This is a genomic window from Paraburkholderia sp. J7, assembly GCF_905220155.1.
In the GTDB taxonomy this organism is placed as follows: Bacteria; Pseudomonadota; Gammaproteobacteria; order Burkholderiales; family Burkholderiaceae; genus Paraburkholderia.
This window is the reverse complement of the sequence record NZ_CAJMYZ010000006.1, coordinates 121,964-138,696: the sequence shown is the minus strand read 5'-3', so window position 1 is coordinate 138,696 and position 16,733 is coordinate 121,964. Positions and strand designations below refer to the sequence as shown.

Annotated in this window: 16 protein-coding genes; 15 read left to right on the top strand and 1 reads right to left on the bottom strand. The window is 64.3% G+C overall.

All coding sequences use genetic code 11. The features are described 5' to 3' along the window. Window positions 1–7 precede the first annotated feature (7 nt). The gene (map, locus tag U5A58_RS11960; RefSeq protein ID WP_321908801.1) at window positions 8–829 is read right to left on the bottom strand and encodes a type I methionyl aminopeptidase; all 822 of its coding nucleotides are present in this window, start codon (window positions 827–829) and stop codon (window positions 8–10) included. A 422-nt stretch (window positions 830–1,251) separates the two neighbouring features. Here map and rpsB point away from each other — a divergent pair, with 422 nt between their 5' ends. The 15 genes from rpsB (at window position 1,252) to rnhB (ending at window position 16,722) form a co-directional block, all read left to right on the top strand. Continuing rightward, a complete protein-coding gene (gene rpsB / locus U5A58_RS11955; RefSeq protein ID WP_112172807.1) occupies window positions 1,252–2,007 on the top strand; it encodes a 30S ribosomal protein S2 in 756 nt (251 codons plus the stop codon). A gap of 211 nt (window positions 2,008–2,218) precedes the next feature. Continuing rightward, window positions 2,219–3,100 carry a translation elongation factor Ts gene (tsf, locus tag U5A58_RS11950; RefSeq protein ID WP_158757668.1) on the top strand — a complete coding sequence of 294 codons (882 nt, stop codon included), beginning with the start codon at window positions 2,219–2,221 and terminating at the stop codon, window positions 3,098–3,100. A 252-nt stretch (window positions 3,101–3,352) separates the two neighbouring features. Next, window positions 3,353–4,069 carry a UMP kinase gene (gene pyrH, locus U5A58_RS11945; RefSeq protein ID WP_028204061.1) on the top strand — a complete coding sequence of 239 codons (717 nt, stop codon included), beginning with the start codon at window positions 3,353–3,355 and terminating at the stop codon, window positions 4,067–4,069. Window positions 4,070–4,161: 92 nt separating this feature from the next. Next, window positions 4,162–4,722 carry a ribosome recycling factor gene (gene frr / locus U5A58_RS11940; RefSeq protein ID WP_028204060.1) on the top strand — a complete coding sequence of 187 codons (561 nt, stop codon included), beginning with the start codon at window positions 4,162–4,164 and terminating at the stop codon, window positions 4,720–4,722. Between the two features lie 72 nt (window positions 4,723–4,794). After that, window positions 4,795–5,571 carry an isoprenyl transferase gene (locus tag U5A58_RS11935; RefSeq protein WP_321961607.1) on the top strand — a complete coding sequence of 259 codons (777 nt, stop codon included), beginning with the start codon at window positions 4,795–4,797 and terminating at the stop codon, window positions 5,569–5,571. Further along, window positions 5,565–6,374 (top strand): phosphatidate cytidylyltransferase, encoded by an 810-nt coding sequence (locus tag U5A58_RS11930; RefSeq protein WP_321961606.1) that lies wholly within the window; start codon window positions 5,565–5,567, stop codon window positions 6,372–6,374. Before U5A58_RS11935 ends, U5A58_RS11930 begins: the two co-directional genes overlap by 7 nt. Window positions 6,375–6,412: 38 nt before the next feature. Next, window positions 6,413–7,594, top strand: coding sequence for a 1-deoxy-D-xylulose-5-phosphate reductoisomerase (locus tag U5A58_RS11925; RefSeq protein WP_321961605.1), 1,182 nt, complete (start codon window positions 6,413–6,415; stop codon window positions 7,592–7,594). 109 nt (window positions 7,595–7,703) lie between these two features. Beyond that, window positions 7,704–9,092 carry an RIP metalloprotease RseP gene (gene rseP, locus U5A58_RS11920; protein ID WP_321961604.1) on the top strand — a complete coding sequence of 463 codons (1,389 nt, stop codon included), beginning with the start codon at window positions 7,704–7,706 and terminating at the stop codon, window positions 9,090–9,092. A 68-nt stretch (window positions 9,093–9,160) separates the two neighbouring features. Further along, entirely contained in the window at window positions 9,161–11,467 is a 2,307-nt protein-coding gene (bamA, locus tag U5A58_RS11915; RefSeq protein WP_321961603.1) for an outer membrane protein assembly factor BamA, read from the top strand. Window positions 11,468–11,535: 68 nt separating this feature from the next. Beyond that, the gene (locus tag U5A58_RS11910; RefSeq protein ID WP_321961740.1) at window positions 11,536–12,087 is read left to right on the top strand and encodes an OmpH family outer membrane protein; all 552 of its coding nucleotides are present in this window, start codon (window positions 11,536–11,538) and stop codon (window positions 12,085–12,087) included. Between the two features lie 47 nt (window positions 12,088–12,134). Continuing rightward, window positions 12,135–13,208, top strand: a complete 1,074-nt coding sequence (gene lpxD, locus U5A58_RS11905; RefSeq protein ID WP_321961602.1) for a UDP-3-O-(3-hydroxymyristoyl)glucosamine N-acyltransferase — start codon at window positions 12,135–12,137, stop codon at window positions 13,206–13,208. Between the two features lie 239 nt (window positions 13,209–13,447). Then, window positions 13,448–13,912 carry a 3-hydroxyacyl-ACP dehydratase FabZ gene (gene fabZ, locus U5A58_RS11900; protein ID WP_112172932.1) on the top strand — a complete coding sequence of 155 codons (465 nt, stop codon included), beginning with the start codon at window positions 13,448–13,450 and terminating at the stop codon, window positions 13,910–13,912. Window positions 13,913–13,990: 78 nt separating this feature from the next. Next, a complete protein-coding gene (lpxA, locus tag U5A58_RS11895; RefSeq protein ID WP_321908781.1) occupies window positions 13,991–14,779 on the top strand; it encodes an acyl-ACP--UDP-N-acetylglucosamine O-acyltransferase in 789 nt (262 codons plus the stop codon). A gap of 3 nt (window positions 14,780–14,782) precedes the next feature. Next, window positions 14,783–15,952 (top strand): lipid-A-disaccharide synthase, encoded by a 1,170-nt coding sequence (lpxB, locus tag U5A58_RS11890; protein WP_321961601.1) that lies wholly within the window; start codon window positions 14,783–14,785, stop codon window positions 15,950–15,952. After that, entirely contained in the window at window positions 15,949–16,722 is a 774-nt protein-coding gene (gene rnhB / locus U5A58_RS11885) for a ribonuclease HII (RefSeq protein ID WP_321961600.1), read from the top strand. The genes lpxB and rnhB overlap by 4 nt, the downstream gene beginning before the upstream one ends. The last annotated feature ends 11 nt before the right edge of the window (window positions 16,723–16,733 follow it).

Below are 16,733 nucleotides of genomic sequence, written 5' to 3'. Positions count from 1 at the left end.
ACGGCAATCAGGCCGCCGTGCCCGCCATCTGCGCGACGATAGCCGGCTTGGCGGGCGTGCCCGCCGAGACCGTCAGGACCTCGTAGCCCGTTTCGGTCACGAGCACCGTGTGCTCCCACTGCGCCGAGAGGCTGCGGTCTTTCGTCTTGACGGTCCATTGGTCCGGCATGGTGCGGATGTCGCGGCGGCCGGCGTTGATCATCGGCTCGACGGTGAAGATCATGCCGGGTACGAGCTCGATGCCCGTGCCGGGGCGGCCGTAGTGCAGCACCTGCGGGTCTTCGTGGAACACCGTGCCGATGCCGTGGCCGCAGTATTCGCGCACCACACTGTAGCCCTGGCTTTCGGCGTAGCGCTGAATGGCATGGCCGATGTCGCCCAGATGGCCGCCGGGGCGCACCTGGTCGATGCCGAGCCACATGCATTCATACGTGGTCTGCACGAGGCGTTTGGCGAGGATCGAGCCTTCGCCGACGATGAACATGCGGCTCGTGTCGCCGAAATAGCCGTCCTTGATGACGGTGATGTCGATATTGAGCGCGTCGCCGTTCTTCAGCGCCTTGTCGCCCGGAATACCGTGACAGATCACGTCGTTCACGGAGGTGCAGATCGCCTTCGGGTAGGGCGGATAGCCGGGCGGCTGATAGTTCAGCGGCGCGGGCACCGTGCCCTGCACATTGGTCATGTATTCGTGGCACAGGCGGTCGAGTTCACCCGTCGTCACGCCAGCGGTGACGAACGGCGTGATGTAATCGAGCACCTCGCTCGCCAGGCGGCAGGCGACGCGCATTTGCGCGATGTCTTGTTCGTTCTTGATCGAAATGGCCATGGTATGCGCCCGAAAATGCAGTCGAATATTGAATTATCGCACCTAATGCGGGTGGTCGCTGACTTTCGCAAAGGCGGGGCGCGCTCCGCCACGCGCTTTCGCGCCAGATTCCGCGGGTAATAGCTGTCTTGAGTAAGGGGTAGTTTGCGTGCTATACTCTTCGGCTAAGTCGCTTCCCATGTCTTTCGAATTCACTTTCGGGATTTGTGCGGGAGAGCGGCTGAATCCGCCGTTGCCGCGGAGTGCTTTGCCGGGAGTGAATCCTGGCAGGTGCGCGAAGAACATTCGGAAGCATCTTCTTCAGGCAGCACACTCGCAAGCCGGCGCACCCAGGGTGTCGGGCGCGTCGATCTCCGGAAAAAGGGAGGGCGCACCGATACGGCAGCCGGCTTCAGACCCAAACCCTTGCGGAGAATTGAAACATGGCAGTTACCATGCGCCAGATGCTGGAAGCCGGTGTCCACTTCGGTCACCAAACGCGCTTCTGGAACCCGAAGATGGCCCCCTTCATTTTCGGCCATCGCAACAAGATTCACATCATCAACCTCGAAAAGACGCTGCCGATGTACAACGACGCGCTGAAGTACGTGCGTCAACTGGCAGCGAACCGCGGCACGATCCTGTTCGTCGGCACGAAGCGTCAATCGCGTGACACGATCGCTGAAGAGGCAAACCGCGCTGGTATGCCGTTCGTGAACGCACGCTGGCTCGGCGGCATGCTGACCAACTTCAAGACGCTGAAGGTTTCGATCAAGCGCCTGAAGGACATGGAAGCAGCTGTGGAAGCGGGCGAGCTCGAGAAGATGAGCAAGAAGGAAGCCCTCCTGTTCGAACGCGAAATCGCCAAGCTGCAAAAGTCGATCGGCGGCGTGAAGGACATGGGCGGCATTCCGGACGCAATTTTCGTGGTCGACGTCGGCTACCACAAGATTGCCGTGACGGAAGCGAACAAGCTGGGCATCCCCGTGATCGCCGTGGTCGATACGAACCACTCGCCGGAAGGCATCGATTACGTGATCCCGGGCAACGACGACGCCAGCAAGGCTGTCGCGCTGTACACGCAAGGCGTGGCTGACGCGATCCTCGAAGGCCGTGCAAACTCGGTGAACGAAGTGGTTGCAGCTGTGCGCGGCAACGACGGCGACGACGAGTTCGTCGAGGTCAACCCGGAGGCGTAAGCTGCCCCCGTGTCCGGCAAGAAAAGGGGGCTTTCCATAGGCCCCTTTTTTTTAAGCCGCGACTTTCGTCGCCGCGTCATATGCGCGGCACCGTAGCCCTGTAGAAGCAGCTGTAAAAAAGCGTTTCACCGCAGGCGGAAACGGAAACGAATTTCTGCCGGCCGCGTCGAAAGGCGGGCGGCGTGTACCAGACAGACTCAAGGAGCGAATGATGGCGGCAATTACCGCAAGCATGGTGGCAGAACTGCGCGCGAAGACCGACGCGCCGATGATGGAATGCAAGAAGGCGCTGACGGAGGCCGACGGCGACCTGGCGCGTGCTGAAGAACTGCTGCGCGTGAAGCTCGGCAACAAGGCCAGCAAGGCCGCTTCGCGCGTGACGGCTGAAGGCGTGATCGCTTCGTTCATCGGCGCCAACGCTGGTGCGATCGTCGAACTGAACTGCGAAACCGACTTCGTCTCGAAGAACGACGACTTCATCGACTTCTCGAAGAAGATCGCCGAACTGATCGCCACGCAAAACCCGGCTGACGTCGCGGCTCTCTCGGCACTGCCGCTGGACGGCTCGACGGTCGACGCAGTGCGTCTCGCGCTCGTCGGCAAGATCGGCGAAAACCTGTCGATCCGCCGCTTCGCGCGTTTCGAAACCGCCAACAAGCTGGCTGCCTACCTGCACGGCACGCGTATCGGCGTGCTGGTCGAGTACACGGGCGCAGACGAGCAAGTGGGCAAGGACGTCGCGATGCACATCGCCGCGATGAAGCCGGTCTCGCTGTCGTCGGACGACGTTCCGGCCGACCTGATCGCCAAGGAGCGCAGCATCGCCGAGCAGAAGGCCGCCGAATCGGGCAAGCCGGCTGAGATCGTCGCGAAGATGGTTGAAGGTTCGGTCCAGAAGTACCTGAAGGAAGTCTCGCTCCTGAACCAGCCGTTCGTTAAGAACGACAAGCAGACGATCGAGCAGATGCTCAAGGCTGCTGGCACGACGGTGCAGAAGTTCGCCCTCTTCGTGGTGGGCGAAGGCATCGAGAAGCGCCAGGACGACTTCGCTGCCGAAGTGGCCGCGCAAGTCGCTGCTGCAAAGCAGCAATAAGACGGAAAGCCCGCCTGTCGTGTGTTACGCGGCAGGTGGCGCCGCAGTTGTTGCAGCATCGCAGTTGGTTGAGTTGTAAGCCGTGGCGAAGCAATTTGCCATGGCGGGCAGCGTAGCGACGACGCGCATGGTAGTCCCCCGCCGTGCGCGGCGTCGGAAATCTTCGCTATTTCTGGCGGCGCTTGCCCGAAGCCGTATTTCACCCCTACAGTTTCAAGTTATTGCCCTTTGCGCGCGATCCTGGATACCTCCATGCCCACACCCGCCTATAAACGCGTCCTGCTCAAACTTTCCGGCGAAGCCCTGATGGGCGATGATGCTTTTGGCATCAATCGCGCCACGATCGAACGTATGGTGGCAGACGTGGCCGAGGTGGTGCGTCTCGGCACCCAGCTCGCAGTCGTGATCGGCGGCGGCAACATTTTCCGCGGCGTCGCGGGCGGCGCGGCCGGCATGGACCGCGCAACGGCCGACTACATGGGCATGCTCGCCACGATGATGAACGCGCTCGCGCTGCAGGACGCCATGCGTCACGCGGGTATCGAGGCGCGCGTGCAGTCGGCGCTGCGCATGGACCAGGTCGTCGAGCCGTACATCCGCCCCCGTGCGATCCGCCAGCTCGAAGAAGGCAAGGTCGTGATCTTCGCCGCGGGCACGGGCAACCCGTTCTTCACCACCGACACGGCTGCTGCGCTGCGCGGCTCGGAAGTCGGCGCCGAAGTCGTGCTGAAGGCCACCAAGGTCGACGGTGTCTACTCGGCCGACCCGAAGAAGGACCCGACCGCCACGCGTTACTCGACGATCAGCTTCGATGAGGCAATTGGCCGCAACCTGCAGGTCATGGACGCCACCGCGTTCGCACTGTGCCGCGACCAGAAGCTGCCGATCCGGGTTTTTTCCATCGTCAAGCCGGGTGCGCTCAAGCGCATCGTTCTGGGCGAAGACGAAGGTACGCTCGTCCACGTGTAAACTCTCGTCTTACGAGAGGTTCGAACACGGGCCGCGCCGCCCATCAGCGCGCTGGCGGGCCCGTTCCGTTATGAAGGTTCGGAGGTATCAAAATGGCTGTGGCTGACATCAAGAAGGGCGCCGAGCAGAAAATGCAGCGCTCGATCGACGCGTTCAAGAGCGATCTGGCGAAAATCCGCACGGGCCGCGCCCATACCGGTCTGCTCGATCACATCCAGGTCGACTACTACGGCTCGCCCGTGCCCATCTCGCAAGTCGCCAACCTCACGCTCGTCGACGCACGTACGATCGGCGTTCAGGCGTGGGAAAAGAAGATGGTGCCGGTGATCGAAAAGGCGATCCGCGAGTCGGATCTCGGCCTGAACCCGGCCACGCATGGCGACCTGATCCGCGTGCCGATGCCCGCACTGACCGAAGAGCGCCGCAAGGAGCTCACGAAGGTCGTCAAGAACGAAGGTGAAACGGCGAAGGTGGCCGTGCGTAACCTGCGTCGCGACGCGAACGAGCAGCTCAAGAAGCTCGTGAAGGACAAGGAAATTTCCGAAGACGACGAGCGTCGCGGCGGCGACGAAGTCCAGAAGCTGACTGACCGCTTCGTCACCGAGATCGACAAGCTCGTCCAGACGAAGGAAGCCGAGATCATGACGGTCTGAGGCCTTAGGGCTTCCAGATTCGCCAGATTTCCGTCGCTTTCCCTTTTTCACCGCAGTTACAGTCCGACGGCCATGACCTATACCAGCTCAACCGTTCGCGTGCCCGAGGTGGCGGCCGTGCCGCGCCACATCGCGATCATCATGGACGGCAATGGCCGTTGGGCAACCCAGCGCCGCCTGCCGCGCGTCGCAGGCCACACGCGCGGCGTCGACGCTGTGCGTTCGGTTGTCGAATCGTGCGTGGAGCGCGGCGTCGAATACGTCACGCTGTTCGCCTTCAGTTCCGAGAACTGGCGCCGTCCGACCGACGAAGTGTCGTTCCTCATGCGTCTTTTCGTCACCGCGCTCGAGCGAGAAGTGGCGCGCCTGCACGCGAACGGCATCCGCCTGCGCGTGGTCGGCGACCTGTCGATGTTCAACGAGCGCATCCAGGACCTGATTCGCCGCGCGGAAACCAAGACCGCGCGCAACACCCGTCTCACGCTCACGATCGCCGCGAACTACGGCGGCCGCTGGGACATCCTCCAGGCCACGCGCAAGCTCGTCGAGGAGGCCGCAGCCACGGGTCAGCCAGTGGCGGTCACCGAAGACACGTTGTCCCAGCATCTGGCGATGGCCTATGCGCCCGAACCCGATCTCTTCATCCGCACGGGCGGCGAGCAGCGCGTGAGCAACTTCCTGCTCTGGCAACTCGCCTACGCCGAGTTCTATTTCACCGACACGTTCTGGCCGGATTTCGACGCCGAAGCGCTCAGCCGCGCCATTGCGTCGTATGCCGAGCGCGAGCGCCGCTTTGGCCGCACGAGCGCGCAGGTCGTCTCCCAGAACGCCGATTCCCTTTCATGCTAAAGACCCGCGTCATTACGGCGCTCGTCCTGCTGGCAGTCTTCCTGCCCATCACGTTGTTCGCTCCCGTGGCGGCGTTCGGCGCGCTGATCGGTGTCGTGGTCGTGTTCGCCGCGTGGGAGTGGGCGCGCCTCCTGAAGGCGGGCGCGGCCGGCTCGATCGTCTATGCCGTGATCGCGGCTGCCGTTGTCGCGCTCAGTACGCGGCTGCCGGCGCCCCGGCCGCTCTTTCAGGCGGCGGGCGTGTTCTGGGTGATCGCCGGCCCGTACGTCCTGCTGCGCAAGCCGGTGCTCGCCGCAGGCGCCTGGCGCGCTTTTCTGTTGGCCGCGGGGCTTGTTATCTTCGCGGCCTGCTGGCACGCGCTCGTAGCGGCGCGCGCGGCGGGCGTGGCGTTTGTTTTGTCCCTGCTGCTCGTGGTGTGGCTGGCCGATATCGGCGCATACTTTGCAGGTAAGGCATTCGGAAAGCATAAGCTCGCTCCTTCGATCAGCCCCGGCAAAACCTGGGAGGGCGCCGTGGGCGGCTGGGCCGCCGTGATGCTGGTGTCCGGCGCGGCGATCGCGCTGCACGCGTTCGAACCCACGCTGTATTCCGCGCTCGCCGCCCAGATCGGGTTTGGGCGCGCGCTTTTCGTACTTACCGTGCTGGTCGCGTTCAGCGTGATCGGCGATCTGTTCGAGTCGATGCTGAAGCGCCAGGCTGGCGTGAAGGATTCGAGCGGCCTCCTGCCGGGCCACGGCGGAGTCCTCGACCGCATCGACGCGCTACTGCCCGTGCTGCCGCTTGCCATGCTGCTGCTCGGCTAATGGCGCCTGGCTAGGGACGCTCGGTTAGAGATTTGAATATGCAAAAACGACTCACACTGCTCGGTTCCACGGGCTCCATTGGCGACAGCACGCTCGACGTCGTCGCGCGTCATCCGCAACGCTTCTCGGTCTATGCGCTCACCGCGCACCGTAACGGCGAAAAACTCGTCGAACAATGCCTGCGTTTTGCGCCCGAAGTGGCCGTGGTCGGCGACGCCGATACCGCCGCGCAGGTCGAGCGCAAGCTGCGCGAGGCCGGTTCGAACACCGTCGTGACTTACGGGCCGCAGGCGCTCGTCGAAGTTTCGAAGAGCGACGGCTGCGACACGGTGGTCGCGGCCATCGTCGGCGCGGCGGGTCTTGCGCCCACGCTCGCAGCGGCGAAGGCTGGCAAGCAGATCCTGCTCGCCAACAAGGAAGCGCTCGTGATGTCGGGCGACATCTTCATGAACGCCGTGTCCGACAGCGGCGCCGTGCTGCTGCCGCTCGACAGCGAGCACAATGCCGTGTTCCAGTGCTTCCCGCACGAAAGCGCGCAGCGCGACGGCGTCACGAAGATCATCCTGACCGCTTCGGGCGGCCCGTTCCGCACGCGCGAGCCCTCGACGCTCGTGAACGTCACGCCCGACGAGGCCTGCAAGCACCCGAACTGGTCCATGGGCCGCAAGATTTCCGTCGACTCGGCCACGATGATGAACAAGGGCCTCGAAGTGATCGAGGCGCACTACCTGTTCGATCTGCCGGGCGAGCGCATCGACGTGCTGATTCACCCGCAGAGCGTGATCCATTCGATGGTCTCGTACGCCGACGGTTCGGTGCTCGCGCAACTAGGCAATCCCGATATGCGCACGCCGATCGCGCACGCGCTCGCGTACCCGGATCGTGTCGATTCCGGCGTGGCGCAACTGGATCTCGCGCAAATCGCGACGCTGACGTTCGAAAAGCCCGACTACGCGCGCTTTCCGTGTCTCGCGCTCGCCATGCAGGCCTTGTCCGCCGGCGGCGTAGCAAGCGCGGCGCTCAACGCGGCGAACGAAGTTGCCGTGGAAGCCTTTTTGAACCGGCGCATCGGCTTCATGGCCATCGCCCAGACGGTAGATGCCGTACTCAACGCGCTCGAGAACCGCACCGCGTCGAGTCTCGAAGTCGTGCTCGAAGCCGACGCGGCCGCCCGCCGCGCGGCTCACACCATCATCGACAGCCTGCCGGTGCCGGCCTGACAGGTCAGCGAGGGGCTTGCGGAAGGGCCCTTGCGGCCCCTCAGGCACGCGAGCCCGACCTCGGGGCCGCTCCCGCACCGGTGCGCTGCTTCCAGCCCAGGAGGCGCTCATGAACCTGCTTACCGAACTGGTCGCATTCGTCGTCGCGATCGGCGTGCTGGTCGTCGTGCACGAATACGGGCACTACAGTGTCGCGCGCTTGTGCGACGTGAAGGTCCTGCGTTTCTCGATCGGTTTTGGGCGGCCGCTCGTCCAGTGGGTCAGCAAGAAGAGCGGCACCGAATGGACTATCGCGGCGCTGCCGCTCGGCGGCTACGTGAAGATGCTCGACGAGCGCGAGTCGCCCGACCAGATTCCCGCGAGCGATTTGCCCCACGCGTTCAACCGCCAGTCGGTCGGCAAGCGCATTGCAATCGTCGCGGCTGGGCCGATCGCCAATTTCGTGCTGGCTATCGTGCTCTTTGCGGTGGTCTACGCGAGCGGTGTGACCGAACAGAAGGCCATCGTCGCGGCGCCGCCCGCGCAATCGGCGGCGGCGCGGGCCGGCTTCCAGGGCGGGGAAACCATTCTTTCGGTGAGCGATGCAAACGGCAGTCGCACCGAGCCCGTGCGTTCGTGGTCCGACCTGCGCTGGAAACTGCTCAGCACGGCGTTCGACCAGGGCCATGTCGTGCTTGCTGCGCGTGACGGCGAGGGCACCTACGATTTCCCGCTCGATCTCTCGCAACTGACCAGCAAGGATCTCGACGACGACTTCATGGCGAAGCTCGGACTCGAGGCCGGCGGCAACACGCTCAAGGTAGCGGCAGTGGAAGCGGGTAGTGCGGCGCAACATGCCGGGCTGCAAGCGGGGGATCAACTGCGCGCCGTCGACGGCCGGACCGTGGACAGCGCAAGCACTTTCATCGCCTACGTGAAGGCTCACGCGGGCAAGCCCGTGCGGCTCACGGTCGCGCGCGGCGACGCTGCCCAGAACACCCAGCAGACGTTCACGCTCACGGTTACGCCGACGCTGCAGCGCGACGCGCAGACCGGCGAAGAAGTGGGTCGGATCGGCGCCGCGCTCGCGGCCCAGGCGCCTTCCGTGGACGTGCGTTACGGGCCGCTCGAGAGCGTGCGGCTCGGTGCGTATCGCACGTGGGACATCGCAGTGTATTCGCTGCGGATGTTCGGCCGCATGATCACGGGCGAAGCGTCGCTGAAGAATCTGTCGGGGCCGGTGACGATTGCTGACTATGCCGGCAAGAGCGCGAGACTGGGCCCCTCCGCGTTCCTGTCGTTCCTCGCCCTCGTGAGCATCAGCCTCGGCGTATTGAATCTGCTCCCAATTCCGGTATTGGACGGGGGGCATCTGTTATATTATGCGGTTGAAGCCGTAACGGGCAAAGCCGTCTCGGACCGCTGGCAGCTCGTGCTGCAGCGCGCGGGACTTGCCTGCATCGTCGCACTGTCGGCGATCGCGTTGTTCAACGATCTGGCTCGGTTAATCCATTTTTAAAGATGTCTGGCGGCGTCCGAGGGCGGGCCGCCTGACCTGATGCAGCTATACATAATTGGGGAAGCACGTTGTTTAGACCTCATCGCTTGGTTCCAAAAACGGTTGCGGCCGCGGCGATCGCCGCACATGGACTCGTTGCGCACGCAGCAACGACGCCTTTCGTGGTTCAGGACATTCGCATCGAAGGGCTGCAACGCGTCGAGCCGGGCACGGTGTTCGCCTACCTGCCGATCAAGCAGGGCGACACCTTCACCGACGACAAGGCGTCCGAGGCCATCCGCGCACTCTATGCGACGGGCTTCTTCAACGACGTGAAGATCGCCGCTGAAGGCGGCGTGGTGGTGGTGCAGGTGCAGGAGCGCCCGGCCATCGGCACGATCGACTTTGCGGGCATCAAGGAGTTCGACAAGGACAACCTGACCAAGGCGCTGCGCGCGGTCGGTCTCTCGCAAGGCCGCTACTACGACAAGGCGCTCGTGGACAAGGCCGAGCAGGAGCTCAAGCGCCAGTACCTCACGCGCGGCTTCTACGCCGCCGAGGTCACGACCACGGTTACGCCGATCGACCGCAATCGCGTCGGTCTGCTGTTCTCGGTGGTCGAAGGTCCGAGCGCGAAGATCCGCCAGATCAACTTCATCGGCAACAAGACGTACAGCAGCGGCACGCTCCTCTCGGAGATGCAGCTGTCCACGCCGAACTGGTTCTCGTGGTACACGAAGAACGACCTCTACTCGAAGGAAAAGCTCACGGGCGACCTCGAGAACGTGCGCTCGTACTACCTGAATCACGGCTACCTCGAGTTCAACATCGACTCGACGCAGGTCTCGATCTCGCCCGACAAGAAGGACATGTACCTCACCATCGGCATTCACGAAGGTGAGCCGTACAAGGTGTCGGGTGTCCAGCTGTCGGGCAACCTGCTCGACCGCGAGGCCGAGCTCAGGAAGCTCATCAAGATCAAGCCGGGCGATACCTTCTCGGCCGAGAAGCTGCAAGCCACGACCAAGGCCATCGTCGACAAGCTCGGCGAATACGGCTACGCGTTCGCGACCGTCAATGCGCTGCCGCAGATCGACCAGGCGAATCACACGGTCAACCTCACGCTGCAGGTCGATCCGAGCCGCCGCGTGTACGTGCGCCGCATCAACGTGGTGGGCAACACGCGTACCCGCGACGAAGTCGTGCGCCGCGAAATGCGCCAGCTTGAAAGCTCGTGGTTCGATTCGAACCGCCTCGCGCTCTCGAAGGACCGCATCAACCGTCTGGGCTACTTCACCGACGTCGACGTGACCACGGTGCCCGTGGAAGGCACGGCCGACCAGGTCGACGTGAACGTGAAGGTTGCCGAAAAGCCGACCGGCGCGATCACGCTGGGTGCGGGCTTCTCGTCCACGGACAAGGTGGTGCTCTCGGCGGGCGTGTCGCAGGACAACGTGTTCGGTTCGGGCACGTCGCTCTCGCTGAACGTGAACACCGCGAAGACGTACCGCACGCTGGCCCTCACGCAGGTGGACCCGTACTTCACGGTGGACGGCATCAAGCGCATTACCGACGTCTACTACCGTACGTACCAGCCGCTGTACTACTCGACCGATTCGAGCTTCCGCATCATCACGATGGGCGGCGACCTGAAGTTCGGCATCCCGTTCTCGGAAGTCGACACGGTCTACTTCGGCGCGGGCTTCGAGCAGGACACGCTCGACGTCGACTCGAACACGCCGCAGAGCTACATCGACTACGTGAACGAGTTCGGCCGCGTGTCGAACAACGTGCCGCTCACGGTGGGCTGGTCGCGCGACGCGCGTGACAGCGCGCTCGTGCCGAGCAAGGGCTACTTCACGCAGGCGAATGCCGAGTACGGCACGCCGGTTGGCGGTACGCAGTACTACAAGGCCGACGTGCAGGCCCAGTACTACTACTCGTTCGCGCGCGGCTTCGTGCTGGGCCTGAACTTCCAGGGCGGCTACGGTAACGGCCTGAGCGGCAAGCCGTACCCGATCTTCAAGAACTACTACGCGGGCGGTATCGGTTCGGTGCGTGGCTACGAGCCAAGTTCGCTCGGTCCGCGCGACAAGACCACGAATGACCCGATCGGCGGTTCGAAGATGGTCGTCGGTAACGTCGAGTTGACCTTCCCGCTGCCGGGCACGGGCTATGACCGCACGCTGCGCGTCTTTACGTTCGTCGATGGTGGTAACGTCTGGGGCACGGAAGGCAACAGCACTGGCGCGAATGGCCTGCGTTACAGCTACGGTTTCGGTCTCGCGTGGATTTCGCCGATCGGCCCGCTCAAGCTGAGCCTTGGCTTCCCGCTCGTCAAGCACGAAGGCGACCAGTACCAGAAGTTCCAGTTCCAGATCGGGACGGCATTCTGACGTATGTTTTGCCCGGCTGTTGCGCGCACCGCGCGCAGCGCCGGAATCCAGGAAACGAGAGGATGACTTTGCTAACGGGTATGTTTTCCAGACGGACGATCGGGGCGATTGCCGTGTCGCTGGCGCTCCTCGGTGTTGGCATGGGTGTGGCGCAGGCGCAGGAAGCCAGGATCGCGGCGGTCAATTCCGATCGCATCCTGCGCGAATCCGCTCCCGCGAAGGCCGCGCAGACCAAGCTCGAAGCCGAGTTCGCCAAGCGCGACAAGGATCTGCAGGACATGGCGCAACGCCTGAAGTCGATGTCCGATTCGCTCGACAAGAACGGCCCGTCGATGTCGCCGACCGATCGCGCGCAGAAGCAGCGCGACCTTTCCGCGCTCGACAGCGACTTCCAGCGCAAGCAGCGCGAATTCCGCGAAGACCTGAACCAGCGCCGCAATGAAGAACTGGCGGCGGTGCTCGACCGCGCGAACAAGGTGATCAAGCAGATTGCCGAGCAGCAGCATTACGACTTGATCGTGCAGGAAGCGGTGTACGTGAGCCCGCGCATCGACATCACCGATCAGGTGCTGAAGGCGCTCGCAGCGAACAGCACCGGCGGTGGTAGCAGCAGCAACTAAAGCAACGAAAAGTCACTACAGGCAACTAAGGCAGGAGCAGCACGCGCATGGCATTTACGCTTGAGGACATTGTCGGGCGGTTCGGCGGCGAGGTGGTGGGCGATGCGACGCAACGCGTCAGTTCGCTGGCGCCGCTCGACCAGGCGGGTCCGCAACAGCTCGCGTTCCTCGCGAATCCGAAGTATCTCGCCCAGGTGGAGACGACCCGCGCGGGCGCTGTGCTCATCAGCCCAGGCGACCTCGAGAAGCTCGCATCGCGCGAGGGACGCAACTTCATCGTCACACCGAATCCGTATGCTTACTTCGCGCGTGTCGCGCAGGCGTATATCGACCTTGCCGCGCCGAAGGCGCAGCCCGGCATCCACGCCAGTGCCCACGTCGACGCGAAGGCGCAGGTTGCCGCGAGCGCGGTGATCGGCCCGAACGTCACGATCGAAGCGGGTGCCGTGATCGGCGAAAACGTCCGGCTCGATGCGAACGTCTTCATTGGCCGCGGCACCCAGGTGGGCGAGGGTTCGCACCTGTATCCGGGCGTGACCGTCTACCACAGCTGCAAGCTCGGCGCGCGTGCCATCGTGCATGCCGGCGCCGTGATCGGCTCGGACGGTTTTGGTTTTGCCCCCGATTTCACGGGCGAAGGCGACGCCCGCACCGGCAGCTGGGTCAAGATTCCGCAGGTGGGCGGCGTGGCCATCGGGCCCGACGTCGAGATCGGCGCGAACACCACGATCGACCGCGGCGCGATGGCCGATACGATCATCGAAGAATGCGTGAAGATCGATAACCTCGTGCAGATCGGCCACAACTGCAAGATCGGCGCGTACACGGTCATCGCGGGCTGCGCCGGCATTGCGGGCAGCACGACGATCGGGCGCCATTGCATGATCGGCGGCGCGGTGGGCGTTGCGGGGCACGTCACGCTGGCCGACTACGTGATCGTTACGGCAAAGTCGGGCGTCTCGAAGTCGTTGCCGAAGGCCGGCATCTACACGAGCGCCTTCCCGGCGGTCGATCACGCCGACTGGAACAAGAGCGCCGCGCTGTTGCGTAACATCGACAAGCTGCGCGACCGTATCAAGGCGCTCGAGGCGGCGGTTGCCCAGAAGCCGCAGGGCGAATAAGAAAGCAGTATCGAGGTAGCGGGCGGCGTGTCGCGCAAGCGGCGCGCCGCTTTGCCTCGCGAACGACCAAAGTTGGCCGCCCGGGGCTGCCCGCCCGGGGCTTCCCGCCCGGGGCAATCCTCATGCACGGGAGCCCGGGCGTGGCGCATACTTCGCGTCAGCGCGGGCGTGTTTGGTCAAGCGCCTCGAATATCGAAATCGAAAGTCACACGCGCAATTCCTGCGTGAGCAGAACCACCATGAACATCGAAAAACTCAACTTCGACATCCACAAGATCCTCACGCTGTTGCCGCACCGCTATCCGTTCCTGATGGTGGACCGGGTTCTCGAGCTGGAGCCGCACAAGAGCATCAAGGCGTTGAAGAACGTGACGGTCAACGAGCCCTTTTTCACGGGGCACTTCCCGCAGCGTCCGGTGATGCCCGGCGTGATGATTCTCGAGGCGCTGGCGCAAACCGCCGCGCTGCTCACGTTCTCGGAGGAAGAGCAGGACTTCGAGAATACGCTGTACTACTTCGTGGGCATCGACGGTGCGCGCTTCAAGCGCGTAGTCGAGCCGGGCGACCAGCTCATCCTCAACGTGACGTTCGAGCGCTACATGCGCGGCATCTGGAAGTTCAAGGCGGTAGCCGAAGTCGAAGGCTCCGTGGCCTGCGAGGCGGAACTCATGTGCACCGTCAAGAAAATGGACGCGGCGCAATAAGAAGCGCCGCCGCATGCCGCAGCGCGCCTTGACCTCGAGGCGCCGCAGCACGGAAACAGAATCGGAGAGCGAGGACCAATGAGCAGGATCCATCCCACTGCGGTCGTCGAGTCGGGCGCGCAGATCGACGAATCGGTCGAAATCGGGCCGTTCGCGGTCATCGGTGCAAACGTCACCATCGGCGCCCGCACGACGGTCGGCTCGCATAGCGTGCTGGAAGGCCACACGACGATTGGCGAAGACAACTCGATCGGCCACTACGCGTCGATCGGCGGCCGTCCGCAGGACATGAAGTACAAGGGCGAGCCCACGAAGCTCGTAATTGGCAACCGCAACACGATCCGCGAGTTCACGACGCTGCATACGGGCACGGTGCAGGACACCGGCGTCACGATCATCGGCGACGACTGCTGGATCATGGCCTACGTGCACGTTGGCCACGATTGCCGTCTCGGCAACAACATCATCATGTCGAGCAACGCGCAGCTCGCGGGGCACGTGATCGTCGACGACCACGCGATCATCGGCGGCATGACCGGCGTACACCAGTTCGTGCGCATTGGCACGCACTCGATGGTCGGCGGCGCCTCGGCCCTCGTGCAGGACGTGCCGCCGTTCGTGATCGCCGCCGGGAACAAGGCGGTGCCGCACGGCATCAACGTCGAAGGCTTGCGCCGCCGCGGTTTCTCGCCCGACGCGATTTCCGCGCTGCGCTCGGCATATCGCACGCTCTACAAGAACGGGCTCTCGCTCGAAGAGGCGAAGGTGCAACTCGCCGATCTCGCGCAGGCGGGCGGCGACGGCGACGTGTACGTGAAGGCGCTGCTCGACTTTGTCGAGCAGTCGCAACGCGGCATCATTCGCTGATCGATGGCGCTGCAAACGCGTCCGCTGCGCCTCGCGATGGTCGCCGGCGAGCCGTCCGGCGACCTGCTTGCGGCATCGCTGCTCGCGGGTCTGAAGGCCCGCTTGCCCGACACTACGCAGTACTACGGAATCGGCGGCCCGCGCATGATGGCAGCCGGCTTCGATGCGCACTGGCCAATGGAAAAGCTCTCGGTGCGCGGCTACGTCGAGGCGCTGCGGCACATTCCCGAGATTCTGCGCATCCGCAACGAGCTCAAGCATCAGTTGCTGGCCGATCCGCCTGACGCCTTCATCGGCGTGGATGCGCCCGACTTCAACTTCGGTCTGGAGCACGCGCTGCGCGACGCGGGCATTCCGACGATCCACTTCGTTTGCCCGTCGATCTGGGCGTGGCGCGGCGGCCGCATCAAGAAGATCCAGAAGGCCGTGGATCACATGCTGTGCGTGTTCCCGTTCGAAACGGCGCTGCTCGAGAAGGCCGGGGTGGCGGCGTCGTATGTGGGCCATCCGCTTGCCGACGAGATTCCGCTCGAACCGGACATGGCCGGCGCGCGCCGCACGCTCGGCCTGCCGGAAAGCGGCCCGGTGATCGCCGTGCTGCCGGGCAGTCGCCGCTCGGAAATCAATCTGATCGGGCCGACCTTCTTCGACGCGATGCAGATCATGCAACGGCGCGAGCCGGCGCTGCGCTTCGTGATGCCGGCGGCAACGCCCGCAATCCACGCGCAGTTGCAGGAACTCGCGAACGCGCACCAGGGGCTCGCGCTCACGATCATCGATGGCCAGTCGCAACTCGCCATGACGGCCGCCGACGCGATCCTCGTGAAAAGCGGCACGGTCACGCTCGAAGCGGCGCTGCTCAAGAAGCCGATGGTCATCTCCTACAAGGTGCCCTGGCTCACGGGGCAGATCATGCGCCGCCAGGCCTATCTGCCATACGTGGGTTTGCCGAACATTCTCGCGGGCCGCTTCGTCGTGCCGGAAATCCTGCAGCATTTCGCGACGCCGGAGGCGCTTGCCGACGCGACGCTCACGCAATTGCAGGACGAGGCAAACCGGCGCACGCTGACCGAGGTGTTCACGCAGATGCATCTGACCCTGCGCCAGAACACCGCGGAGCGCGCGGCCGAAGTGGTCGCGAGCATCGTCGAACGCCGCAAGGGGCGGGCATGAGCGAGGGTACGATCAAGCGCGCCAAAGCGCCGGCCGTGAAAAAGCCGCCGTCGCAGGCGGCACTCAAGCTCGCCGCGCGCCGCAAGGCTGCGCGGCAAGCCGGCCTGCTGTTCGAGTCGCCCGACGATGTCATATGCGGCGTGGACGAGGCGGGGCGCGGGCCGCTCGCCGGGCCTGTGGTCGCGGCGGCCGTGATTCTCGATCCGGCCCGGCCGATTCGCGGGCTCGACGATTCGAAGGTGCTGACGGCGCAGGCGCGCGAAGCGCTCTACGAGCGCATCGTCGAACGCTCGCTCGCGTGGTGCGTTGCCTCGGCGAGCGTCGAGGAGATCGACACGCTCAACATCCTGCACGCAACGATGCTGGCGATGCGGCGCGCGGTCGAAGGCTTGAGCATCGTGCCGACGCTCGCGAAGATCGACGGCAATCGCTGCCCGGTGATGGCGGTGCGCAGCGAGGCGGTGATTGGCGGCGACGCGCTCGTGCCGAGCATTTCGGCGGCGTCGATCATCGCGAAAGTCACGCGCGACCGCATGCTCGTCGATCTGCACCAGGCGCATCCGCATTACGGTTTCGACGCCCACGCGGGCTACGGCACGCCGCAGCATCTCGAAGCGTTGCGCGTGCATGGTCCGTGCGAGCATCACCGGCGCTCGTTTGCGCCCGTGCGCGACGCGTACGCATTGCACGGCATCGTCCTCGCCGGTGCTTCGACGGTGGTCACTGCCGCCGGCCCGGAAGAAGGCGACGCCTTCGCGCCACTGTCTTGAACCGCTGATGG